General features: G+C 69.8%; 22 protein-coding genes. 17 read left to right on the plus strand and 5 right to left on the minus strand.

Going from position 1 to position 21,519, the window contains the following annotated elements; translation table 11 throughout:
* The first annotated feature begins 44 nt into the window (after nt 1-44).
* The 9 genes from ACIRHA_RS39675 to ACIRHA_RS39715 all read left to right on the plus strand — a co-directional run bounded on the left by ACIRHA_RS39675 (nt 45) and on the right by ACIRHA_RS39715 (nt 7,713).
* Nucleotides 45-1,634 (plus strand): CpaE family protein, encoded by a 1,590-nt coding sequence (locus ACIRHA_RS39675; protein ID WP_403856107.1) that lies wholly within the window; start codon nt 45-47, stop codon nt 1,632-1,634.
* A gap of 248 nt (nt 1,635-1,882) precedes the next feature.
* The gene (locus ACIRHA_RS39680) at nt 1,883-2,215 is read left to right on the plus strand and encodes a TadE/TadG family type IV pilus assembly protein (protein ID WP_403856109.1); all 333 of its coding nucleotides are present in this window, start codon (nt 1,883-1,885) and stop codon (nt 2,213-2,215) included.
* A gap of 12 nt (nt 2,216-2,227) precedes the next feature.
* Nucleotides 2,228-3,607, plus strand: a complete 1,380-nt coding sequence (locus ACIRHA_RS39685) for a CpaF family protein (protein ID WP_403856111.1) — start codon at nt 2,228-2,230, stop codon at nt 3,605-3,607.
* Nucleotides 3,604-4,560 carry a type II secretion system F family protein gene (locus ACIRHA_RS39690; RefSeq protein WP_403856113.1) on the plus strand — a complete coding sequence of 319 codons (957 nt, stop codon included), beginning with the start codon at nt 3,604-3,606 and terminating at the stop codon, nt 4,558-4,560. Before ACIRHA_RS39685 ends, ACIRHA_RS39690 begins: the two co-directional genes overlap by 4 nt.
* Before the next feature lie 7 nt (nt 4,561-4,567).
* On the plus strand, nt 4,568-5,470 hold the full coding sequence (locus ACIRHA_RS39695; protein WP_403856115.1) for a DUF5936 domain-containing protein: 903 nt from the start codon (nt 4,568-4,570) through the stop codon (nt 5,468-5,470).
* Between the two features lie 178 nt (nt 5,471-5,648).
* Entirely contained in the window at nt 5,649-5,870 is a 222-nt protein-coding gene (locus tag ACIRHA_RS39700) for a hypothetical protein (RefSeq protein ID WP_403856117.1), read from the plus strand.
* 35 nt (nt 5,871-5,905) lie between these two features.
* Entirely contained in the window at nt 5,906-6,475 is a 570-nt protein-coding gene (locus tag ACIRHA_RS39705) for a pilus assembly protein TadG-related protein (RefSeq protein ID WP_403856119.1), read from the plus strand.
* A 21-nt stretch (nt 6,476-6,496) separates the two neighbouring features.
* Nucleotides 6,497-7,084, plus strand: coding sequence for a hypothetical protein (locus tag ACIRHA_RS39710; RefSeq protein ID WP_403856121.1), 588 nt, complete (start codon nt 6,497-6,499; stop codon nt 7,082-7,084).
* 2 nt (nt 7,085-7,086) lie between these two features.
* Entirely contained in the window at nt 7,087-7,713 is a 627-nt protein-coding gene (locus ACIRHA_RS39715) for an OmpA family protein (protein WP_403856123.1), read from the plus strand.
* A 195-nt stretch (nt 7,714-7,908) separates the two neighbouring features.
* Here ACIRHA_RS39715 and ACIRHA_RS39720 read toward each other — a convergent pair whose 3' ends face one another.
* Both ACIRHA_RS39720 and ACIRHA_RS39725 read right to left on the minus strand, forming a co-directional pair.
* A complete protein-coding gene (locus ACIRHA_RS39720) occupies nt 7,909-8,367 on the minus strand; it encodes a Uma2 family endonuclease (RefSeq protein ID WP_403856125.1) in 459 nt (152 codons plus the stop codon).
* A gap of 10 nt (nt 8,368-8,377) precedes the next feature.
* Complete coding sequence (locus ACIRHA_RS39725) at nt 8,378-8,674, minus strand: GntR family transcriptional regulator (RefSeq protein WP_403856127.1); 297 nt, start codon at nt 8,672-8,674, stop codon at nt 8,378-8,380.
* A 340-nt stretch (nt 8,675-9,014) separates the two neighbouring features.
* On the opposite strand from ACIRHA_RS39725, the gene ACIRHA_RS39730 reads away from it, so the two are divergent.
* Nucleotides 9,015-9,260 (plus strand): hypothetical protein, encoded by a 246-nt coding sequence (locus ACIRHA_RS39730; protein ID WP_403856129.1) that lies wholly within the window; start codon nt 9,015-9,017, stop codon nt 9,258-9,260.
* Here the strand turns inward: ACIRHA_RS39730 and ACIRHA_RS39735 are convergent.
* The gene (locus ACIRHA_RS39735) at nt 9,224-10,534 is read right to left on the minus strand and encodes a cytochrome P450 (RefSeq protein ID WP_403856131.1); all 1,311 of its coding nucleotides are present in this window, start codon (nt 10,532-10,534) and stop codon (nt 9,224-9,226) included. The two genes, ACIRHA_RS39730 and ACIRHA_RS39735, sit on opposite strands and share 37 nt — an antisense overlap.
* A 207-nt stretch (nt 10,535-10,741) precedes the next feature.
* On the opposite strand from ACIRHA_RS39735, the gene ACIRHA_RS39740 reads away from it, so the two are divergent.
* On the plus strand, nt 10,742-11,551 hold the full coding sequence (locus ACIRHA_RS39740) for a methyltransferase domain-containing protein (protein WP_403856133.1): 810 nt from the start codon (nt 10,742-10,744) through the stop codon (nt 11,549-11,551).
* A gap of 68 nt (nt 11,552-11,619) precedes the next feature.
* Nucleotides 11,620-12,312: a DUF6882 domain-containing protein gene (locus tag ACIRHA_RS39745; protein ID WP_403856135.1), complete on the plus strand. Its 693-nt coding sequence runs from the start codon at nt 11,620-11,622 to the stop codon at nt 12,310-12,312.
* A 13-nt stretch (nt 12,313-12,325) separates the two neighbouring features.
* Here ACIRHA_RS39745 and ACIRHA_RS39750 read toward each other — a convergent pair whose 3' ends face one another.
* Entirely contained in the window at nt 12,326-12,676 is a 351-nt protein-coding gene (locus ACIRHA_RS39750) for a metalloregulator ArsR/SmtB family transcription factor (protein ID WP_326018650.1), read from the minus strand.
* 80 nt (nt 12,677-12,756) lie between these two features.
* Here ACIRHA_RS39750 and ACIRHA_RS39755 point away from each other — a divergent pair, with 80 nt between their 5' ends.
* Complete coding sequence (locus tag ACIRHA_RS39755; protein ID WP_403856137.1) at nt 12,757-14,751, plus strand: heavy metal translocating P-type ATPase; 1,995 nt, start codon at nt 12,757-12,759, stop codon at nt 14,749-14,751.
* A gap of 494 nt (nt 14,752-15,245) precedes the next feature.
* Here the strand turns inward: ACIRHA_RS39755 and mgrA are convergent, their stop codons facing one another.
* The gene (gene mgrA / locus ACIRHA_RS39760; RefSeq protein ID WP_403856139.1) at nt 15,246-16,283 is read right to left on the minus strand and encodes an L-glyceraldehyde 3-phosphate reductase; all 1,038 of its coding nucleotides are present in this window, start codon (nt 16,281-16,283) and stop codon (nt 15,246-15,248) included.
* 108 nt (nt 16,284-16,391) lie between these two features.
* Here mgrA and ACIRHA_RS39765 point away from each other — a divergent pair, with 108 nt between their 5' ends.
* From ACIRHA_RS39765 to ACIRHA_RS39780, 4 genes are all read left to right on the plus strand, one after another.
* Entirely contained in the window at nt 16,392-17,165 is a 774-nt protein-coding gene (locus tag ACIRHA_RS39765) for an isoprenyl transferase (protein WP_403856141.1), read from the plus strand.
* A 303-nt stretch (nt 17,166-17,468) separates the two neighbouring features.
* Entirely contained in the window at nt 17,469-18,794 is a 1,326-nt protein-coding gene (locus ACIRHA_RS39770; RefSeq protein WP_403856143.1) for a PhoH family protein, read from the plus strand.
* 398 nt (nt 18,795-19,192) lie between these two features.
* Nucleotides 19,193-19,933, plus strand: a complete 741-nt coding sequence (locus ACIRHA_RS39775; RefSeq protein ID WP_403856145.1) for a lytic transglycosylase domain-containing protein — start codon at nt 19,193-19,195, stop codon at nt 19,931-19,933.
* Nucleotides 19,934-20,052: 119 nt separating this feature from the next.
* The gene (locus ACIRHA_RS39780; protein ID WP_403856147.1) at nt 20,053-21,387 is read left to right on the plus strand and encodes an AI-2E family transporter; all 1,335 of its coding nucleotides are present in this window, start codon (nt 20,053-20,055) and stop codon (nt 21,385-21,387) included.
* Nucleotides 21,388-21,519: the final 132 nt, after the last annotated feature.

A 21,519-nucleotide genomic window follows, 5' to 3' on the forward strand; every position in this document is an offset into this window, starting at 1 on the left:
CCCGAGGCGTCGACCACGGTGTCGTGGAACGGAGCGTCCCGCCGATGACCATTCGCATACTCCCGGCCACCGCCGACCCGGAAACCACCAGAGCCCTGGGGACCCTCCTCTCCCAACTCCCGGACGCCGAGCCCGCCCCACCCGCCCCCGACGCCACCGCCCTCCTCGACACCTTGGCCGCCCTCGCCGCCGAATCCCTGGACGAACTCCCGGAGGTCGTCCTCGTCCACGACCGCATCGGCCCCGTCCCCGCCCTCGACCTCATCCGCGACCTCGTCCTCCGCTTCCCGGCGGTGGGCGTCGTCCTGCTCACCGCCGACACCGGCCCCGCCCTCCTCACCGCCGCGATGGACAGCGGAGCGCGCGGCATCGTCGCCTTCCCCCTCGGCTACGACGCCCTCGCGGAACGCGTACACGCGGCCGCCGCCTGGTCGGCCGGCATGCGCCGCCACCTGGCCGGCGGCACCGGAACGGAACTCGTCCCGGCGGGCGGCGGCGGCCGCGTCATCGCGGTGGCGGGCGCGAAGGGCGGCGTGGGAACGACGGTCACCGCCGTCCAACTCGCCCTCGCCGCCCGCGCCTCGGGCCGCACCGCCGCCCTCCTGGACCTGGACCTCCAGTCCGGCGACGTGGCCTCCTACCTGGACGTCCAGTTCCGCCGCTCCGTCGCCGACCTCGCCGCGATCCGCGACATCACGCCCCGTGTCCTCCAGGACGCCGCCTTCGCCCACGAGTCCGGCGTCGACCTCCTCCTGGCCCCCGCCGACGGCGAACGCGGCGAGGACGTCACGGACCGCGTCGCCCGCCAGGTGATCCACGCCCTGCGCGCCCGCTACGACGTGGTGATCATCGACTGCGGTACGCAGATGGGCGCGGCGAACACCACGGCCATCGAACTCGCCGACCAGGCGGCCCTCCTGGTCACCCCGGACGTCGTGGCGGTACGAGCGGCCAAACGCATGGTCCGCCTCTGGGACCGCCTCCAGATCCGCAAGGCGGAGGAAACCCTCACGGTCGTGAACCGCCACGCCCGCTCGGCGGAGATCCAATCGACGCTGGTGGAACGCGTAACAGGCACGAAGACGGCCCGCACCTCCATCCCGGCCGCGTACAAGGAACTCCAGGCGGCCGTGGACGCGGGCCGCATGCAGGACCTCGACAACCGTTCCACGGTCAAGCAGGCGATGTGGGCGCTGGCGGCGGAACTCGACCTGGTCGCCACGCCCACGCCCCCGGCATCGGGCCGCCGGGCCCGCCGCCGCGCCTCCGACAAGGGCGCGGTGACCCTCGAGTTCGCGGCGATGTTCCCGCTGGTCCTGGTCGTCCTCGCCCTGATGTGGCAGTGCGTCCTGTACGGCTACACGTACTCCCTGGCCGGGAATGCGGCGGACGAGGCGGCGCGGGCGGCGACGTCCGCGTACGCCTCCGGCGCGGATGGGCAGGGGGCGTGCGACGCTGCGGGCCGCAAGAACCTGCCGGGGGCGTGGCAGGGAGCGGAGATCAGCTGCCCGGACAGCGACGGCGTGGTCACGAAGGCCACGGTCGAGGTCGACGTCCCGCTGTTCTTCCCGGGCGTCAACCCAGGCTGGTCCGTAAAGGGCGAAGCCGGCGCGGCAACGGAGGCGACCCGGTGACGTGGTTGACGCCACGGGGCTCCGCCCCGGACCCCGCGCCTCAAACGCCGGCGGGGCTGGATCGCCTCAATCGCCGGCGGGGCTTGATCCCTCAAGCCCCGCCGGAGCTTGAGCAGGCACTTCAAGCCCCTGCGGCGCTTGAGCAGGCCTTTCAAGCCCCTGCGGCGATTGAGCAGCGGGGTCCGGGGCGGAGCCCCGAGGCCGTAACGCCGCCGCGGCGAAACCTGACCGGTGACCGCGGAGTCTCCATGCTGGAGTTCGCTGGCTTCCTCCCCTTCCTCCTGGTGATAGGAATCGCCGCGATCCAACTCGGCCTCGTCGGCTACGCCGCGAACCAGGCCGGATCCGCCGCCCGCGCAGCGGCCCGCGCCCAATCCCTCGCCCCCGGCACCGCACAGACGGCCGCCGCGGCCTCCACCAGCTCCTGGCTGGAGCCCAAGGCCGAAGGGTCCGGCGGCGAGGACACGGTGACGTTCACCGTGACCGTCCACGTACCACCGATCATCCCGTTGTTCGGCGACGGCTGGAACGTACGCCGCACCGCAACCATGCCCAACGACCGCACAGACGCAGGAAGTTGAGGTGACGCGGAGATGAGCCTGCGTTCCCGCGTGGTCGCCACCCAGGACCCGGCCGGAGGCCCCGGCCCCGCCACCCCCGCCGCCCGCGACGAGGGCCTGGTCGCCGTCTACCGCACCAAGCTCCTCGAAGAGATCGACCTCGCGGAGATGTCATCCCTCCAGGCCGACGAACGCCGCGTCCGCCTGGAGCGCGTACTCGGCCACATCATCAGCCGCGAGGGCCCCGTCCTCTCCTCGACGGAACGCACCCAGCTGATCCGCCGCGTCGTCGACGAGGCCCTCGGACTCGGCATCCTCGAACCCCTCCTCGCGGACCCGTCGGTCACCGAAATCATGGTGAACGGCCCGGACTCGATCTTCGTGGAGCGAGCCGGCCGCGTAGAACAACTCCCGCTCCGCTTCGCATCCCCCGAACAACTCATGCAGACGATCGAACGCATCGTGTCGACCGTCAACCGCCGCGTCGACGAGTCGAACCCCATGGTCGACGCCCGCCTCCCCACCGGCGAACGCGTCAACGTGATCATCCCGCCGCTCTCGCTCACCGGCGCCACGCTCACGATCCGCCGCTTCCCGCGCGCGTACAGCCTGAGCGAACTCCTGGAACTCGGCTCGCTCGACGAGCACATGCTGATGTTCCTCGCCGCCTGCGTCCGCGCCCGCTTCAACGTCATCGTGAGCGGCGGCACGGGCTCCGGAAAGACCACCCTCCTGAACGCGCTCTCCGCCCTCATCCCCGCCCGCGAACGCATCATCACCATCGAGGACTCGGCGGAACTCCAACTCCAACAGGACCACGTGATCCGCCTCGAATCGAGGCCCTCCAACGTCGAGGGCAAGGGCCAGATCACCATCCGCGACCTCGTCCGCAACAGCCTGCGCATGCGCCCCGACCGCATCATCGTCGGAGAGGTCCGCGGCGGCGAGACCCTGGACATGCTCCAGGCGATGTCGACCGGCCACGACGGCTCGCTCGCCACGGTCCACGCGAACACGGCGGAGGACGCCCTCACCCGCCTCCAGACCCTCGGCTCGATGTCGGAGGTCGACATCCCCTTCGAGGCGCTGCGCGACCAGATCAACTCGGCGGTGGACGTCCTCGTCCAGCTCACGCGCGCCGCCGACGGTTCCCGCCGCATCACGGAGATCGCCCTCCTCATCTCCCACGGCCGCGAACAGTTCAGGATCGCGACCGCGACCCGCTTCGTCGCGCAGCCCTACGTCTCCGGGGCCACGGACGACGAGATCCGCCGGGTCCGCGGCTACTACGAACACCTTCCGCTGCCCCGCCTCCTCGCCGACCGGCTGTACGTGGCGGGGGAGGCGGTGCCACCGGCGTTCGGCGTCGTGGAGTCGGTGGACGTACGCAACACGAGGGAGGCGACGGGATGACCACCCCTGTCCTGCTGGCCCTGGCCGCCACGGTCCTCGCCTGCGTCGTCGCGATCGCGGGCGTCCACATCCTGGCCTCGGGGCGCGCCCGGCGCCAGGACCTGGCCGACCGTCTGGACGCGTACCCGGCGGGCGGCGACCCGGCCGCCTCCGGCGCGGGCGGCCGGGCCCGCCGCTTCGCCGCCGTCGACCGCCGCCTGCGCCGCACCCGCCTCGGCCGCTCGGTCCACCTGCGCCTGTCGGCGACGGGCCTGAACGTGACGGCGGGCGAGTTCACGGTCTACGTCGCCGTGGTCGCGGTGGCACTGTGGCTGCTGGCGGCATCGACCCTGGCGCCGTTCTTCGGCCCGATCGCCGCACTGGTGACCATCTACAGCGCGCTCATCTTCCTCAACTGGCAACGCCAGAAACGCATCGAGGCCTTCATCAACCAACTCCCGGACGTCGCCCGCCTCCTGGCGAACGCGACGGCCGCGGGCCTCGCCCTGCGCACATCGCTCGCGATGGCGGCGGAGGAACTGGAGGCCCCCGCGGGCGAGGAACTCTCGCGCGTGGCCGACCAGTTGGCACTCGGCCGCTCGGTGGACGACGCCCTGGACGAACTGGCGTCCCGCCTGCCCTCCCGCGAACTGGTCGTGCTCGTGACCACCCTGGTCCTGTCCAACAAGGCGGGTGGCACGGTGGTCTCGTCCCTCCGGAACCTCACAAAAACCCTGGAGGACCGGAAGGAGACCCGCCGCGAGATCCGCACGATGCTCTCCGAGGTCAACGCGACGGCCTTCACCGTCCCGCTCCTCGGCCTCGGCTCCCTCCTCCTGATCAACTCCTCGAACGACGGAGCACTTGCGCGCGTGACGGAATCGGGAGTGGGCCGCACGTTGATCCTGATCTCCCTGGCCCTCTACGGCATCGGCTTCTTCGTGATCCGCCGCCTCGGCCGAATCGAGGTGTGAGGCGACGATGTCGACGACGATGGTGGGCATACTCCTCGCGGCCCTCGCGGGGGCGGCGACCCTCGGCATCTGCCTGGGCATCCGCATGTACCGCGCGGACGCCAAGGTCCCCAGCGACCTGGCCCTGGCCCTGGAGGTGGGCGCCGGCCGGGTCTCCACGGCAGGCTCGGCGGTCGACCGCATCGGCATGCGGTTCGCGCCGCTGGTGCTCCGGCTGATGGGCCCGCGCCGCGTCGACGCGAAGCGCCGGAAGATCGACCAGGCGGGCAACCCCGGCGGCCTGACCATCGACCGCTACGCGGCCCGCCGCGCGGTCTACGGAGCGTTCGGCCTGGTCATGGGCCTGGTCTTCCTCTCCGCCGACAGCCCCCTCTTCGGCCTCCTGACCCTTGCCTTCGGCGCGCTGGCGGCGGACGCGCTCATCTGGCAGGCGGTACGGGACCGCAAAGAGGTCATCGACCGCACCCTCCCGGACTTCCTGGACGTCCTCGCGGTCGTCGTCTCCGCGGGCCTCGGCTTCCGCCAGGCGCTCGACCGGGTCTCGGAGAAGTACGAGGGCCCGTGGGCCGACGAACTCCGCATCACGCTCCGCCAGATGGACATGGGCGTCCCCCGCCGCCAGGCCTTCAACGAACTCCGCCGCCGCAACGCCTCGGAACAGGTCGCCCAGTTCGTCTCGGCACTCCAACAGGGCGAGGAACTCGGCTCCCCGATCGCCGACACCCTGATCCAACTCGCCACGGACATGCGCCGCACGGACGCCCAGAACTCCCGCCGCCGGGCGGCGAAGACGATTCCGAAGGCGACGATGGTGACGTTGGTGTTCATGTTGCCGGCGACGATGATCCTGATCGGAACCGGGATGTTCCTCGGTTCCGGAACCAACTTCGGCTCCGTATTGGGCCGTTGATTCTTCTACGTAAGGGGGGTACCGGCGATGACGGGCGACGCAACGCGCCGACAACTTCCGGTCAAGCGCGACCCCTTACTTGGCGAATACGAGTGCAGAGGGTTGCGCTCCACGTACGTTGCGTGTGTTGATTTGGTTGCCTTGGCGAAAGTGCCGGAAGTGGTGAAAGGGGGCTCCCGTGATCAGGGACAAATTGCTCGGGGTGTGGGTGACGTGGACCAATGCGCTCGGGGAGCGGGTTCGGGGGTCCCGGCGGGATTCCGGGGCCGGGTTTGTGGAGTACGCGGGGCTGATGATTCTGATCGCGGGGATTTTCGTGGCGATCGACCAGTTGGGGTTGGGAGGGAAGATCTCCCAGGCCATCGGCAATGCCATCAACCGCGTCATCGGAGGCGGCTGACCACACGCCTGCCGCGCGGGGATCGAGGTTCCACATTGCCGATCTACATCTGGTTGACCGGGATTCTCCTGTTCGCTGCTTTCGCCTTCTTCGCCTTCGCTCAGGCGGCTTCGGCGCGAAACGGGGCGCAATCGGCCGCCGACGCGGCCGCATTGGCGGCGGCGCAGTCGTCTCGCGACGAGCTGATGCTGGGCCTCGGCGGTGCGCTCAAAGGTGGGGACAACTGGCTGGACTGGCTGGATGGCAAGAACACCAATGACGCCGATGCCGGGGCCGCGGCGGGCCGTCTGGCCGCAGCCAATCATGCCGACGTCGTGGGCGGCCCGGACTCCACGGAGGTCAACGGCTTTCCGGGCTATCGGGTCGAGGTGGAGACCCGCTACACGGTCGGCGACACGGTCATCCCCGGCACTGAGGGCAAGCACGCCAAGGCGCATGCCACAGCGGTGGTTCAGCCGCGCTGCGAAGTCCCCCTGGACGCCGACCCGAAGGAGCCCCTGGAACTCACCTGCGACGGTAGGGAGCTGGACTTCGACCCCGAGGACTTCGACCTGGACGACCTGCCGGACGCGTCCGACCTGTTCGCCGTCCACCTTGCCGACTGACGAGAGAGGGAAGCCGCAGCGATGAATCTTCGGCGTACGACCACCACCCGCCGAGCGTTGGCTGCGGCGACGATCTCGGCGGGCCTGATCCTGTCCGTGACTGGCTGCGGAGGTGACGGCGACAAGAGCGAGGGGGGCTCCGCGAAGTCCTCTGCCCCGGCGCAGCAGGGTGGCGACGGCAAGGCGAAGCCGTCAGTGCCGGCGGCGGACAAGACGCTCGCCGAGGTGAAGGGCAACGACATCACGGTGAAGGTCACTTCGGCCACTCGTGATCAGGGCGGCTTCCTCACCGTTACCGGCTCGGTCACCAACAACACGTCCGGCATATGGGTCGCCAACGAGTGGCGCAGCCCCGAGACCGAACTGCAGGGCAATGGCGGGTCCCTGGCCGGTGCCAGTGTTGTGGACCAGGAAGGCAAGAAGAAGTACCTGGTCCTCCGTGACACCCAGGGCAGATGCCTGTGCACGAAGTTCGAGGGCGGCATCGACCAGGGCAAGAGCGCCGACTGGTTCGCCCAGTTCCCCGCGCCACCCGAGGGGACGAAGTCGGTGCAGCTCCAGGTTCCCACCATGCCCCCGGCCCAACTCAACCTCACCGAGGGCGAGTAACCATGCCCCGACGCCGCCGAACCGCCACGGTCCTCACCGCCGCAACGGCGCTCCTGCTCACCACCGGAGCGGTGGTCGCCCACGCCGACGACGAACCCACCGGCGCCCCGCCCGGCAGCAACAGCAGCTCCCCGCCGCCCTCGGTGGACGCCAACAGTCCCGGCCTGAAGCTCGCCGACGGGGCCACCCTCGCCCCCGCCAAGGTCCTGGACATCAAGTCGGTCGTGGAGGACCTCTCCGGCGACGAGCGCCGCACGGACACCAATGAGGACGTGACGTTCGCCCTCCAGGCCGAGGTCCTCTTCCCCAAGGACAGCCCCAAGCTGAACCCCGACGGAAACTCCCGCATCCAGGCCATCGCGGACGAGATCAAGAACCAAAAGGCAAGCTCCGTGCGCGTCTTCGGGTTCACCGACAACCTCGGCTCGTACGCCCACGGCCTCAAGCTCTCCAAGAACCGCGCGGAAGCCGTCCACGATGCCCTGACGGCGGCGCTCGGCGCGCAGGGCGGGGACATCACGTTCCAGGTCAGGGGCTACAGCGAGGACTACCCCATCGCGGACAACGACTCGGAACAGGGTCGCAAGAAGAACCGCAGGGTTGAGGTCTCCCTCCCCAAGTCCGACTGAGCGAACTGTGACGCGTAAGGACGAGCAGATCGTCGTTACGCGTCACAGTTCGTCGCCCGAGACCCGGTGCGTCGGCCAAGCGTCCCGTTGCTGCCACTCCTTGGCGACGGCGAGCAGCGCCGTGTCGATGCTCAGAACGTGCTCGCCGGTGTCGAGGCTGAGCGTCTTGCCGTAGGGGCCCGTGGCACGCTCGCGTTACCCACCGCCCGACGGGTCGGTGAAAACGGTCCAGGCCCTGGTGTACGGGTCGAGCACCAGGCACGCCGGGATGCCTGCGGCTGCGTACTCGCGCGGCTTGATGACGTAGTCGTTCTCGACGGACGACGCGGAGACGATCTCGACAGCCAGATCGATGGTGTCCGCGTCGTAGGGGGCGGGCTCCTCCTCATCGCCGTGCCACACGATGTTGTCGGGGCTGCGACGCGTGTCCCACTCGGGATGGGTGAACTCGATCCCACCAAGGGCGGCGTCACCCACCTGCTCGCGCAGTTGACGGTCGACTTCTCGCTGTGTGCGGAAGTGGGCGGGAGACACGGGCGACATCATCACCACGTCGCCGACGACGCTGACGTCCACCCCCTCCACGCGCTCCTCGACGTGCTCGGCGAGCGAGAGCAGGTGTGGAAGGTTGCGCGCGATGCGCTGTTCGGTCACGGGAGCCGCCTCAGCTCTTGTCGGGCTCTTCGCCCTCGGTCTCGGTCTCCGGGTAGGCGATGAACGATCCCTTGGCGGGCAGCGTAACGACCAAGCCGCGTTCGCGGAGTTCACGGGTCGCGCGGCGGGCGGTCAGGTGGGCGACTCCGTACTCTGCCGCGAGATCCCGCTCGCCGGGCAGGCGCGCCCCTGGGTGCAGGTCGCCTTTGGCGATGCGCTCGGCAATGTGGTCGGCCATCTGCATGTAGACGTACGCGATCTTCGTCGGGTCGATCGGCGGCCGATTGCGAGCTGAGTCTCCTGCCATTCGAACAATGTACGACACCCTTGAGCTGCGCGGCTCTACGGAGTGCGCCCAACCGCTATACACCAAGCCCCTGCACCCAGTAGCGTGCCACGTGTAAAGAAGACCCCGGCGACGGGTGGAGCCGTCCCGGGGCATGGCCAACGCTTTCAAGGAGCGTCAACATGCTGGATCGTACTCTCCGAGCCCTCTGCTGGGCCTTACGCCTCTGTATGCCCGCCCCAACGGGGCGCGGTGAGCGGGAGGAACGGCGGCGGCAACGCGAACGCCGCCGCGCCCTCTACCTGGCCACCGTCGGGATCGACGTGGGGCCGCGCCCGGAACTCATCCACGGGGGTGCCCGGTGACGAACAACCCGCCCCGCCCGCCGCTGCGCATGTGCGCCCGCTGCCAACGCACCACCGACGAGCCGATCCTGGTCCAGGAAGTGCACGCCCCGACGGGCCCCGGCTTCAACGTGTACGCGTGCCCGGAGTGCGCCCCGAGCTATCCGCCCATGGTCGACCCGCTGGACATCCTCGACAGGGCTCATCGGGTCCGCCGTGACGTGGATCAGTCGATCGACACCGGCAGCGATTCGACGCCGTAGACGATCGAGAGCTTGCGGAACTCCAGCTCCGAGGGTTCCACCGCGAGCCGCAACTCCGGGAAGCGGCGCACCAGTTGAGGGAAGGTCGCGCGCAGTTCCATCTTGCCGAGTTCCGCGCCGATGCAGCGGTGGATGCCGTAGCCGAACGCCAGGTGGGAGGAGCTGGGCGGTCGGGCGGGGAGGAAGGCGTCCATGTCGTCATCGTCGCCGCCGAGGCGGGGATCGCGGTCCGCGGCGCTCAGGGACACGATGACTATGTCGCCGGCGGCGAGCGGCACGCCGCCGATGACGGTGTCCTCGCGGGCGAAGCGGGGGAAGGCGGTCTGAACGACCGTGAGGTGGCGCAGGAGTTCGTCGACGAAGGGGGCCGCGACCGTGGCCGGGTCCTCCGCGTCGCGCAGCGCCGTGAAGTGCTCCCGGTCCTGGAGCATGGTCATGGTGCCGAGGGCGATCATGCTGGCCGTGGTCTCCAGACCGCCGGTCAGGACGCCGTCCGCGAGGCCCGTGAGCTCCTCGTCGGTGATGTTGTCGCCGTGCTCGCGCACCAGCATGCCGAGCAGGCCCTCACCGGGGTTGCGGCGCTGTTCGGCGACGACCCCTGCGAGGTAGTCGAGCGACTGGGAGACCGCGCCGAATGAGGCTCCGGCCCCGCCCAGGACGTCGAAGCGGGCGACGGAGAACTGCTGGAACGCGTCGCGCTCCTCGTACGGGACGCCGAGGAGTTCGCAGATGACGAGCGCGGGGACCGGCATCGCGAAGTGCTCGACGAAGTCGGCCGTGCCGTCGGGCGACTCGCGGGCCGCCTTCTCCAGCTGGGCCAGCTGTTCCTCGATGATCGCGTGGATGCGCGGTGTGAGCCGCGACAGACGGCGCATCGTGAACTCGGGGGTCAGGAGGCGGCGGAGTCGCGTGTGGTCCGGCGGGTCACAGAAGCCGAGACCGCCGGGGTGCTGCTCGGCATCGGCGCCGCCCACCCCCACCAGGTTGCGGAAGTCGTTGCTGAACGCCTTCGCGTTGCCGAGGACCTCCTTCGCCTCGTCGTATCCGGACACCAGCCACACGGTCATGCCGGGCATCGGCAGTTTGCTGACGGGTTCGCGGTCGCGCAGCGCACCGATCTCGGGGACCGGGTCGACGCCGTCGCGGCGCAGCGGCAGCAGCACGGCGTCGGGGAGCCTCGACAGTACGGACAGGTCGAGGCTTCCTCCCTTTCTGCGAAGCCGGGAGAAGTAGAGGCGGGTCAGCCAGGTCGCTATCGCGGAACGTACGGACATGTGCTCGCATTTCTGCGGTGAGGCGGTAGGACGGACGGGCCTGATGAAGGTGTGGGGACCGGGGAATGCCAGTGGGGAACGCCAAGGGTACGTGCGATCCCCCTGTTCTACGGAAGAGGGGCAACCCCCAGCCCGACCCTGGGGCTACCCCTAGTACCGGCGAAACCGAGATGAATCCGACCCCGTGTGACTGCGATCATGCGCAGCATGACCACTTCCGACAATCTTCGTCCCATTCCCGAGGGTCGCCCCCACGGTGAGCGCTCCTACGAAGAGCTCGTGGCCGAGGCCGTCGCCGCGCCCACCGAGGGCTGGGACTTCTCCTGGTTCGACGGACGGGCCACCGAGGAGCGGCCCTCGTGGGGTTATGCCCGCCTCATGGGGGACCGGCTCGCCCGCGTGGAATCCGCCCTCGATCTGCACACCGGTGGCGGCGAGGTACTGAACCTGGCCCCGAAGCTGCCCTCCCTGATGGCCGCGACCGAGGGCTGGCCCCCGAACGTCCAGAAGGCCACCCGCCTCCTGAGCCCCCGTGGCGTGGTCGTCGTCGCCTCGCCCGACGACGCGCCGCTGCCCTTCGCCGACGCGGCCTTCGAGCTGGTCACCGCCCGTCACCCGGTCAAGGCCCACTTCGCCGAGATCGCCCGCGTGCTGCGCCCCGGCGGCACCTACTTCGCCCAACACGTGGGCCCGGCCAGCGTGTTCGAGCTGGTGGAGTACTTCCTGGGGCCACAGGAGGAGGCCAGGCGCGGCCGGGACCCGCAAGGAGAGGCTCAGCAGGCGCGGGACGCCGGGCTTGAGATCGCCGATCTGCGCGCCGAGCGCTTGCGTATCGAGTTTCATGACATCGGGGCCGTTGTCCATTTTCTTCGCAAGGTCGTATGGATGGTGCCCGGCTTCACAGTTGACGCGTACGAGCCCCAACTCCGGGCCCTGCATGAGCAGATCACGACGGAAGGGCCGTTCGTGGCCCACAGTTCCCGCCACCTCATCGAGGCCCGCAAGCCGTCGTCGTAGCCGTAGTCGGGCCCCTGTTGCCTACGTAACTCTGGCCCGTACAGACGTCTCGCGTAAGGTCCCGCCCCATGAGCCACACGCAATTCAGCCAAGCTTTCCTTTACGAGACCGAGCGGCACGCGGCGTGGGGTGGTGCTCAGCTCGAAGCTCTCATGGGGTTCCTGCCCGAAGGGGCGTCGTGGACGGCCGATCTGCCGACATGTCGCTACCGGCAGGGCCACGTGGACCTGCGGGTCGGAGTCCTCGGCACCTACGACGCCGCTCAGCGGTCGTGGATGTGGGGCTGGGCCAACCCCGAACTGCGCGGCACGCCCATCGCGGCGCTCTCCGAACAGGTGGGGCGATTCGGCCAGAGCCAGGGGATAGCCGAGTTCACGACCCAGCAGCTCGACTTGTCCGGGTTCCCCGACCCCCGGCGGGCCGCCGAGACCCTCGCCTTCGCGGGGATGGGCGTGACGGGCGCTCCCGGTTACATCGGCGTGCCCGCGAACCCGGAGACCCAGGTCTACTTCCTGCCCGAGGACCCGCAGGTGCCGCGCGCCGCCCTCGACCCGGTCACGCTGCCGCGCACGCTCGTCCAGGCCGAGGGGCTGCTCGGCGTCGACGCCCGGCGCCTGGTCGCGGGCTTCTTCGACCACCACGGGGTGGCGTACCGGGACAACGGCGGGCAGATCGCGGCGGAGCTGCCCGGTTCGGTCCCCGCCGAGATCGGCTTCGACGAGGCGGGCCGCATCGCCGGCATCCGCCTCGCCCTGCACTGAACTTTCCCGAGAGTCACGCCTCGTCGCGCAGCCCGAGGCGCAGGTGCTCCACATGGAAAAGCGCCTGGTCGAGCAGTTGCGCGACGTGGTCGTCATACAGCGCGTAGACGATCGAGCGCCCCTTGCGCTCACCGCTGACAAGCCCCAGATTGCGCAGCAGCCGCAGCTGGTGCGAGCACGCGGACTGTTCGAGACCGGCCGCCTCCGCGAGGTCGCCGACCGCGCACGGCCCCTCCTGGAGCCGGGCCAGAATGCGCAGCCGCGACGGAGTCGCGAGGGCCTGGAGCGTCGCCGCGACATCGGCCGCGCCCACGGCGTCGAGCCGCTCGCGGGTGCTGCTCTTGTGGTCGATTCCATGGCCCATGGCCTCATCGTATCCAGCCGACGACCGTCTGCCATGGCATGCATGAAGAGGTCTTCATGTGTTCCTGTATCGTGAACCCCATGCCTGCACCCGTGTCCGCCTCCGCGCCGGCCGAGGCCGCCGCGGTCGCCCCCGCCGCGCCGCGCGCCACCCACGGCACCCGCACCCCGCTGCTCGCCCTCCCGGAGGCGCGCTGGGCGGCGGCCGCGACCGTCGCCTTCCTCCTCGCCCTCCCGCTCCAACTCCTGGGCACCACCGCCTGGTTGTGGGGCCCGCTGTACGCGGTCGCGTACGCGGCCGGGGGCTGGGAGCCCGGACTCGAAGGCCTCAGGGCGCTGCGTGAGAAGACCCTCGACGTCGACCTCCTGATGGTCGTCGCCGCGCTCGGCGCCGCCGTCATCGGGCAGGTCATGGACGGCGCCCTGCTCGTCGTGATCTTCGCGACCTCCGGCGCCCTGGAGGCCCTCGCCACCGCCCGCACCGAGGACAGCGTGCGCGGACTGCTCGACCTGGCCCCCGCGACCGCCACCCGGCTCACCGTCGACGGCACGGAGGAGACGGTCCCGACCTCCGAACTCGCCATCGACGACGTCCTGTTGATCCGCCCCGGCGAACGCGTCGGCGCGGACGCCCGCGTCGTGGACGGCGCCAGCGACGTCGACCAGGCCACCATCACCGGCGAACCCCTCCCCGTACCCAAGACCGTCGGCGACGAGGTGTTCGCCGGCACCCTCAACGGCACCGGCGCGCTGCGCGTCCGCGTCGTGCGCGACCCCTCCGACACGGTCATCGCCCGCATCGTCGCCCTGGTCGAGGAGGCCACCCGCACCAAGGCGCCGACCCAGCTGTTCATCGAGCGCGTCGAGCAGCGCTACGCGCTCGGCATGGTCGCCGCGACCCTCGCGGTCTTCCTCGCCCCGCTCGCCTTCGGCGACGCGCTCACGGACGCGCTCCTGCGGGCCATGACGTTCATGATCGTGGCCTCGCCGTGCGCCGTGGTGCTCGCGACGATGCCGCCGTTGTTGTCGGCGATCGCGAACGCGGGCCGCCACGGGGTGCTCATCAAGTCGGCGGTGGTGATGGAACGCATCGGCCGCACGGACACGGTCGCCTTCGACAAGACGGGAACGCTGACGGAGGGCGTTCCGCAGGTGACGGAGATCCGTCCTGAACGCCCGTACGGGGAGGCCGAGTTGCTGGCCTTGGTGGCGTCAGTGGAGGAGCGGAGCGAGCACCCGGTGGGCAGGGCGATCGTCAAGGCGGCCAGAGACCGGGACCTCGACCTGCACCCCGTGGAGGCCTTCGAGTCGGTACCGGGCAAGGGCGTCTCGGCGGACGTCTTTGCTTTTAGGGGCGCGGGGAACTGCGCACCCAGGCACGCCGCCGCCGCACCCGGCAACGACCCCCAACATGTCGCCGCGGGCTCCCCGCACCACATGGGAGCGCCCACCACAACAACCCCCGGCACCGAGGTGGCAGTCCAGGTGAACGGAAAGCTCGCCGGCCGCCTCACCCTCACCGACACCCTCCGCCCCACCGCGCCGGAGGCGATCCGCGCACTGGCCGCCCGCACCGGCACGTCGCCGATCCTCCTCACCGGCGACCACGAACACGCCGCCCTGGCCACCGCGGAGGCGACCGGCATTGCCCCCGGCGACGTACACGCCGGCCTCCTGCCCCACGAAAAGGCGCACACCGTACGCGAACTGGCGGACGCCGGCCGCACCGTCCTCCTCGTCGGCGACGGAGTCAACGACGCCCCGGCGCTCGCCGCCGCGCACACCGGCGTGGCCATGGGCCGCGGCGGCTCCGACCTGGCCCTCGAAACCGCGGACGCGGTCCTCGTACGGGACGAGCTGGGCGCCCTGGAGCGCACGGTGGCACTCTCCAGGCGTGCGCGCCGCCTCGTCGTCCAGAACCTGGTCATCGCGGGCGTCTTCATCGCCGGGCTCGTGATCTGGGACCTCGCGGGGCATCTGCCGCTGCCGCTCGGCGTCGCCGGGCACGAGGGCTCCACCGTCCTGGTCGGCCTCAACGGCCTGCGCCTGCTGCGCGAGCGCGCCTGGACGCGCTGAGCGGGCGATCCGGATCGTTATCGATACGCGATCGAATGACGCCTAAGAATCACGTAAGTTCAGACCAACGGCAATTCGCGTGAGCAAAGCTGCGCGTCGGTACCGCGCGGTGGAGGGGGCCGCGCGGTACCCGGCCGTCATCACGCCATTCATCCGTGGCGGGGTCCGAGGGGCCGCACGCGTGTCAACCCCGCGTGTGACACGGGAGAGGGACGCCACGCCCGGGGCGCAGGCCCCGTGAATCCGGGCCGCGAACCCCGCCGTACCTGCTGCGGGGCGGCTTGAAAGCTCCCTCCGGGCGTCGCCGGGCGACTTCGGAGCGTAGTTGTGCACGCCGATGCGAGCGGCGGCACTTACGAAGGGTTATGGTGGAAACCCCCCCTCGGGCCGGTCCGTATCCCCCCCCACGGACCGGCCCGTTTTTTTGTGCCCCGGGCCTCCCCGGCTTTACCGCCCGGACCTCCCCGGCGAACGCTCGCCCCCGGTACGGGAGTTCAGCGTCGGCCGTTCCAGATGTTGGTGCCCGACGTGGAGATGGCGAACGAGTCGATTTCGGTCAGCTCCTCGTCGGTCAGCTTCGGACCTTCGAGTGCCGCCAGGTTCTCCTCGAGCTGCTTCACGCTCGAGGCCCCGATCAGCGCCGACGTCATCCGCTCGTCCCGCAGCACCCAGCTCAGCGCGAGCTGCGCGAGGGACTGGCCGCGGCGCTGCGCGATGTCGTTCAGCCCGTTCAGCCGGCGGACGACGTCCTCGCTCAGCAGGTTCGGGTCGAGCGACTTGCCCTGCGTCGCGCGCGAACCCTCCGGGATCTCCTTCAGGTACTTGCCGGTCAGCAGGCCCTGCGCGAGCGGCGCGAAGGAGATGCAGCCCATTCCGGCCGCCTCCAGCGTGTCCAGCAGGTTGTCGTCCTCGGTCCAGCGGTTGAGCATCGAGTACGAGGGCTGGTGGATGATCGCCGGAACGCCCATCTCCCGGAGCAGGCGCGCCGCTTCGGCCGTCTGCTCACTGCTGTACGAGGACACACCCACGTACAGCGCCTTGCCCTGCCGCACCGCCGAGGCGAGCGCGCCCATCGTCTCTTCCAGCGGCGTGTCCGGGTCGAAGCGGTGCGAGTAGAAGATGTCCACGTAGTCGACGCCCATCCGCTTCAGGGACGCGTCGAGCGACGACATCAGGTACTTGCGGCTGCCCCACTCCCCGTACGGGCCGGGGTGCATGCGGTAGCCCGCCTTGGTCGAGATGACGAGTTCGTCACGGTACGGGGCGAAGTCCTGCGCGAAGATCTTGCCGAAGTTCAGCTCCGCGCTGCCGGGCGGCGGCCCGTAGTTGTTCGCGAGGTCGAAGTGTGTGACGCCCAGATCGAAGGCGCGGCGCAGGATCGAGCGCTGGGACGCAAGTGTGCGGTCGTCCCCGAAGTTGTGCCACAGTCCGAGGGAGACGGCGGGGAGCTTCAGGCCGCTGCGGCCCGTGCGCCGGTACTCCATGGAACCGTACCGGCCCGCTGAGGCGACGTAAGGAGAGGTGTCGTTCATGGCTACGAAGCTACGTCAGGTCCCTGACACCCCACAGCCGACACCTGGTTACGCCCGAGTAGGCTTCCGCCTTCGGGGACTCCCATCTGCACGGAGGGCAAAAAGACCGTGAACCTGCGCGACACGCTGCGCGGCCTGCTGGTCAGGCTGTACGCACGCCGGGTGGAAGGCCACCTGGACCACGCCCAGGTGCCCAAGCACATCGGCGTCATCATGGATGGCAACCGCCGCTGGGCCAAGGCCGCCGGATCCACCACCGCCCAGGGCCACCAGGCGGGCGCGGCCAAGATCGAGGAGTTCCTCGGCTGGTGCAGCGAGACGGACGTCGAGGTCGTCACGCTCTGGCTGCTCTCGACGGACAACTTCGACCGCCCCCAGGAAGAGCTGGTCCCGCTCCTCGGCATCATCGAGGACACCGTCCACACGCTCGCCGAGGACGGCCGCTGGCGCGTGCAGCACGTGGGCAACACCGACATCCTCCCCTCGGGCATGCAGTCCGTGCTCAAGGAGGCCGAGGAGTCCACCGCGGGGCGCGACGGAATAGTGGTCAACGTCGCGATCGGATACGGCGGCCGCCAGGAGATCGCCGACGCCGTCCGCTCGATGCTGCTCGACGCCTCGGAGAAGGGGAGCTCGCTGGAGGACGTCGCCGAGACCGTCACCGTCGACGCCATCGGCAAGCACCTCTACACCAAGGAGCAGCCCGACCCGGACCTGGTCATCCGCACCAGCGGCGAGCAGCGTCTCTCCGGGTTCATGCTCTGGCAGACGGCCCACTCCGAGTACTACTTCTGTGATGTCTTCTGGCCGGCCTTCCGCAAGGTCGACTTCCTGCGCGCGATGCGCGACTACGCGGTGCGCCACCGCCGTTTCGGCGGCTGACCTCCGGTCTCCGAGAGACGTACGTCATCAGGAGTTAACGAACGCGCCGTCATGTGCTTTTGCATGGCGGCGCTTGTTCGAGGGAATAAGCCTTCCAGGTCGGTGTCCGAGCCAAGGACACCGCATCTCAGCGGATGGCAACGGGCCGTCCGCCCGGGAGGCCCTTTGCACCAGGACGACCGTACGCAGGCTGGTACGGATGACGACTTGGAGGGCCGGTTCTCGGCCCGCGCATCGCGGCCCATGAACCGGTCCCGAAAACTCCGTCGCTCCCCGACCTCATCCGAGGGGGTACGTCCTTCCGTGGTGACCAGCAACAAGCGCCTTCCCAAGCCCGACCGGCGCACCTATGTTCTCGACACCAGCGTCCTGCTGGCCGATCCGAACTCCATGACTCGATTCGACGAACACGAAGTCGTCCTTCCAGTCGTCGTGATCACGGAGTTGGAGGCCAAGCGGAATCATCCGGAGCTGGGTTACTTCGCCAGGCAGGCCCTGCGCCTGCTCGACGACTACCGGATCCGCCACGGACGCCTGGACGCGCCGATTCCGACCGGCGAACTGGGCGGCACCCTGCGCGTCGAGCTCAACCACTCCGACCCCAGCGTGCTGCCTTCGGGCTACCGTCTGGGGGACAACGACAGCCGCATCCTGGCGGTCGCCCGCAATCTGCAGGCCGAGGGGTACGACGTCACCGTCGTCTCGAAGGATCTGCCGCTGCGGATCAAGGCGTCCTCCGTGGGGCTTCTCGCCGAGGAGTACCGCGCCGAACTCGCCATCACGGACTCCGGCTGGACCGGCATGTCCGAACTGACGCTCCCCGCCGAGCAGGTCGACCTCCTTTTCGAAGAGGACACCCTCTACGTTCCCGAGGCCTCCGACCTTCCCGTGCACACGGGTCTGACGATCCAGTCCGAGCGTGGAAAGGCGCTCGGCCGTGTCACACCCGAGGGCAACGTCCGCCTGGTGCGCGGCGATCGGGAGGCCTTCGGCCTCAAGGGGCGCAGCGCCGAGCAGCGGATCGCTCTGGATCTGCTGCTCGACCCGGACATCGGGATCATCTCGATGGGCGGCCGGGCCGGCACCGGCAAGTCGGCGCTCGCGCTGTGCGCGGGCCTGGAGGCCGTCCTGGAGCGGCGCCAGCACCAGAAGGTGATGGTCTTCCGTCCCCTCTATGCGGTCGGCGGTCAGGAGCTCGGCTATCTGCCGGGCAGCGAGGCCGAGAAGATGGGGCCGTGGGCGCAGGCGGTCTTCGACACGCTGTCAGCCGTCACCTCACGAGAGGTGATCGAGGAGGTCACCGCGCGGGGGATGCTGGAGGTCCTGCCGCTCACCCACATCAGGGGCCGCTCGCTGCACGACGCGTTCGTGATCGTGGACGAGGCGCAGTCCCTGGAGCGGAACGTCCTTCTGACGGTCCTTTCACGCATTGGGGCCAATTCGCGTGTCGTCCTCACCCATGACGTCGCGCAGCGCGACAACCTCCGTGTCGGCCGGTACGACGGGGTGGTCGCGGTCGTCGAGAAGCTGAAGGGACATCCGCTCTTCGCGCACGTCACGCTCACCCGATCGGAAAGGTCGCAGATCGCGGCCCTGGTGACCGAAATGCTGGAGGACGGTCAGATCTAGCCCGTACAGGGCCTGTTCGTCCCTTTTGGCGCCGTTCGGCAAGGCGGGAGAGCCTAGCCGGGCGGCGCCGCGGCGTGTGCTCGTTTCCGAAAAACCCCTGGGGCAAACGAGCTGTGACCTTTCACACGCCACGGGGAATTGCCTTGCCAGGCTCCGATACGGCAGAGTCACGGTCCTGTCAGGCCCCGCATACGACACTTGCGTGCCCCCAGCGGTACGAAACCACCGCAGCATCCGCTGCATCTGAACTTCATAGAGGCCGTCGTATGCCGCCCGAGCACCACGCGGCGCTCCCGTCACGGGAGTTGTCCACCGGGCCCGTGTCTCCCGTGACCCCGCAGTTGGGAGACCAGTGCCAGGGGCACGATTGCGTCCGCGACGGTCACGTGAAGCGGGCGATGCTGGAAGGAAACCGTGTGAGCCGGATTTCGGTCCGGGGATTCGCAGTGGTCTCGGCCACCGCGGTCACCACAGTCGGCGCCGTCGTGGGTGTTGCTTCGGGCAGCACCGGTCAGCCCTCTCAGGAGGCTGAGGCAACGGCGAGCGACTCGACCCTCCTCGCAGACATCCCTGCCGGTCAGCAGGCGCAGGTGCAGACCTCGTCGCTGAAGCAGCAGGCGCAGACCCAGGCCATCGCGGCCGACACGGCTGCGCAGAAGTCCGCCGAGGAGTCCGCCCGGAAGCAGGCAGCCGAGGACGCGGTCGCCAAGCAGCAGGCCGCACAGGACGCCAAGGAAGCGAAGGAGAAGGCCGAGAAGGAGGCCAAGGAGCGGGAGGCAGCCAAGAAGGCCGCCGCAAGCCGCTCGGCCACCCGCGACGCCTCTGACTTCGCCACTCAGGGTTCGTACAGCACCGCCCAGGTTCAGTCGATGGCCCGTCAGATGGTGCCGTCCGGACAGTTCCAGTGCTTCAGCAACATCGTGGACCACGAGTCCAGCTGGAACTACAAGGCCACCAACGCCTCGTCCGGCGCCTACGGTCTCTTCCAGGCACTGCCCGGAACGAAGATGTCGTCGGCGGGCGCGGACTGGCAGACCAACCCGGCCACGCAGATAAAGTGGGGCCTCGGTTACATGAACGACCGCTATGGCAGCCCCTGCGAGGCCTGGTCGTTCTGGCAGGCCAACAACTGGTACTGAGCGACCAGTAGTTCGCAACCTCGCGAAGCCCCTCACCGTCCTGACGGTGAGGGGCTTCGGCGTGTCCACGCGATACGGTCGGTGCGGTCTGTGCCATACAGCTTCAAAGAGGACGGATGATGTCGCGAGTTCCAGGGTGGCTCGGCCGGGTCGGCGCGGGAATCAGCAAGATGGGCGAGCGCCTGGACGAGCGCCGCGCGGAGGCGGAGCGGGCCGAGGAGGCCGAGCTGCCGCCCCGGCCGACGCGCGCCCCGGCGCCGGCTCCCGCCCCGGAGCCGGACGCGCCGCGCGCGGATGAACCGCCGCGCGAGCACGACAAGGACCAGGTGCCCGCGCCGCCCGCGTACGCGACGTCCGTCTCGCCGCGGCCCGAGCCGGTCGTCGCCCTGCCGTGGGGCCTTCGGGTGGCGGCGGAGGCGGGCTGGCGGTTCCTGGTCCTCGCCGGGACGCTCTGGGTACTGATGAAGGTCATCAGCTCGGTGCAGCTGGTGATCTTCGCGTTCATCGCGGCGCTGCTCATCACCGCGCTGCTGCAGCCGACGGTGGCGCGCCTCAGGCGCAGGGGAGTGCCCCGGGGCCTCGCGACGGCCCTGACGGCCGTCCTCGGCTTCGTCATCATGGGGCTCGTCGGCTGGTTCGTGGTCTGGCAGGTCCAGGAGAACATCGACCAGCTGTCCGAGCAGGTCCAGGACGGCATCGACGACCTGCGCCGCTGGCTGCTCAACAGCCCCTTCCATGTGACCGACGGTCAGATCAACGACATCGCCAAGTCGTTGCGCGACGCGGTCGGCGCGAACACGGACGAGATCACGTCGGCGGGCCTCGAGGGCGTCACCGTCATCGTCGAGGCGCTGACGGGCGTACTCCTCACGATGTTCTCGACGCTGTTCCTGCTCTACGACGGCCGGCGCATCTGGGAGTGGACCCTGGGGCTCGTCCCGGCGCAGGCCCGCCCCGGCATCGCGGGCGCGGGGCCGAGGGCCTGGCGCACGCTTACGGCGTACGTCCGCGGGACGGTGATAGTGGCGCTGATCGACGCCATCTTCATCGGCCTCGGGATCTTCTTCCTGGGTGTTCCCATGGCCGTCCCGCTGGCCGTCTTCATCTTCCTGTTCGCGTTCATCCCGCTGGTGGGCGCGGTCGTCTCCGGGGCGCTCGCGGTGGTGGTCGCGCTGGTGACGCAGGGGGTGTTCGCCGCGGTGATGACGTTGGGCGTGGTGCTCGCGGTGCAGCAGATCGAGGGCCACATCCTGCAGCCCTTCATCCTGGGCCGTGCGGTCCGGGTCCACCCCTTGGCGGTCGTCCTGGCGGTGGCCGCGGGGGGCATGGTGTCCGGGATCGGCGGGGCGGTGGTGGCGGTGCCACTGGTGGCGGTCACCAACACGGTGGTCGTCTACTTGCGGGCGTGGTCCCGGGAGGCAAGTAGAGCCCCTGCGGCGATTGAGCATTCTTAAGCCCCTGCGGCGATTGAGCAGCGGGGTCCGGGGCGGAGCCCCGGGGTTCGGCCCGGGAGCCGCGGGGGGGCGCGCCGCCGGGGGGGGGGGGGGGGGGGGGGGGGGGGCGGCCGCCCGGGGGGCGGGCCCCCG

It is taken from the genome of Streptomyces sp. NPDC102360 (assembly GCF_044766085.1).
In the GTDB taxonomy this organism is placed as follows: Bacteria; Actinomycetota; Actinomycetes; order Streptomycetales; family Streptomycetaceae; genus Streptomyces.

Coding starts and splice junctions, on each gene's coding strand:
- ACIRHA_RS39675 (WP_403856107.1), top strand. CDS start 45: ATGACCATTCGCATACTCCCGGCCACCGCCGACCCGGAAACCACCAGA.
- ACIRHA_RS39680 (WP_403856109.1), top strand. CDS start 1,883: ATGCTGGAGTTCGCTGGCTTCCTCCCCTTCCTCCTGGTGATAGGAATC.
- ACIRHA_RS39685 (WP_403856111.1), top strand. CDS start 2,228: ATGAGCCTGCGTTCCCGCGTGGTCGCCACCCAGGACCCGGCCGGAGGC.
- ACIRHA_RS39690 (WP_403856113.1), top strand. CDS start 3,604: ATGACCACCCCTGTCCTGCTGGCCCTGGCCGCCACGGTCCTCGCCTGC.
- ACIRHA_RS39695 (WP_403856115.1), top strand. CDS start 4,568: ATGTCGACGACGATGGTGGGCATACTCCTCGCGGCCCTCGCGGGGGCG.
- ACIRHA_RS39710 (WP_403856121.1), top strand. CDS start 6,497: ATGAATCTTCGGCGTACGACCACCACCCGCCGAGCGTTGGCTGCGGCG.
- ACIRHA_RS39715 (WP_403856123.1), top strand. CDS start 7,087: ATGCCCCGACGCCGCCGAACCGCCACGGTCCTCACCGCCGCAACGGCG.
- ACIRHA_RS39725 (WP_403856127.1), bottom strand. CDS start 8,674: ATGGCAGGAGACTCAGCTCGCAATCGGCCGCCGATCGACCCGACGAAG.
- ACIRHA_RS39735 (WP_403856131.1), bottom strand. CDS start 10,534: ATGTCCGTACGTTCCGCGATAGCGACCTGGCTGACCCGCCTCTACTTC.
- ACIRHA_RS39740 (WP_403856133.1), top strand. CDS start 10,742: ATGACCACTTCCGACAATCTTCGTCCCATTCCCGAGGGTCGCCCCCAC.
- ACIRHA_RS39745 (WP_403856135.1), top strand. CDS start 11,620: ATGAGCCACACGCAATTCAGCCAAGCTTTCCTTTACGAGACCGAGCGG.
- ACIRHA_RS39750 (WP_326018650.1), bottom strand. CDS start 12,676: ATGGGCCATGGAATCGACCACAAGAGCAGCACCCGCGAGCGGCTCGAC.
- ACIRHA_RS39755 (WP_403856137.1), top strand. CDS start 12,757: ATGCCTGCACCCGTGTCCGCCTCCGCGCCGGCCGAGGCCGCCGCGGTC.
- mgrA (WP_403856139.1), bottom strand. CDS start 16,283: ATGAACGACACCTCTCCTTACGTCGCCTCAGCGGGCCGGTACGGTTCC.
- ACIRHA_RS39775 (WP_403856145.1), top strand. CDS start 19,193: ATGCTGGAAGGAAACCGTGTGAGCCGGATTTCGGTCCGGGGATTCGCA.
- ACIRHA_RS39780 (WP_403856147.1), top strand. CDS start 20,053: ATGTCGCGAGTTCCAGGGTGGCTCGGCCGGGTCGGCGCGGGAATCAGC.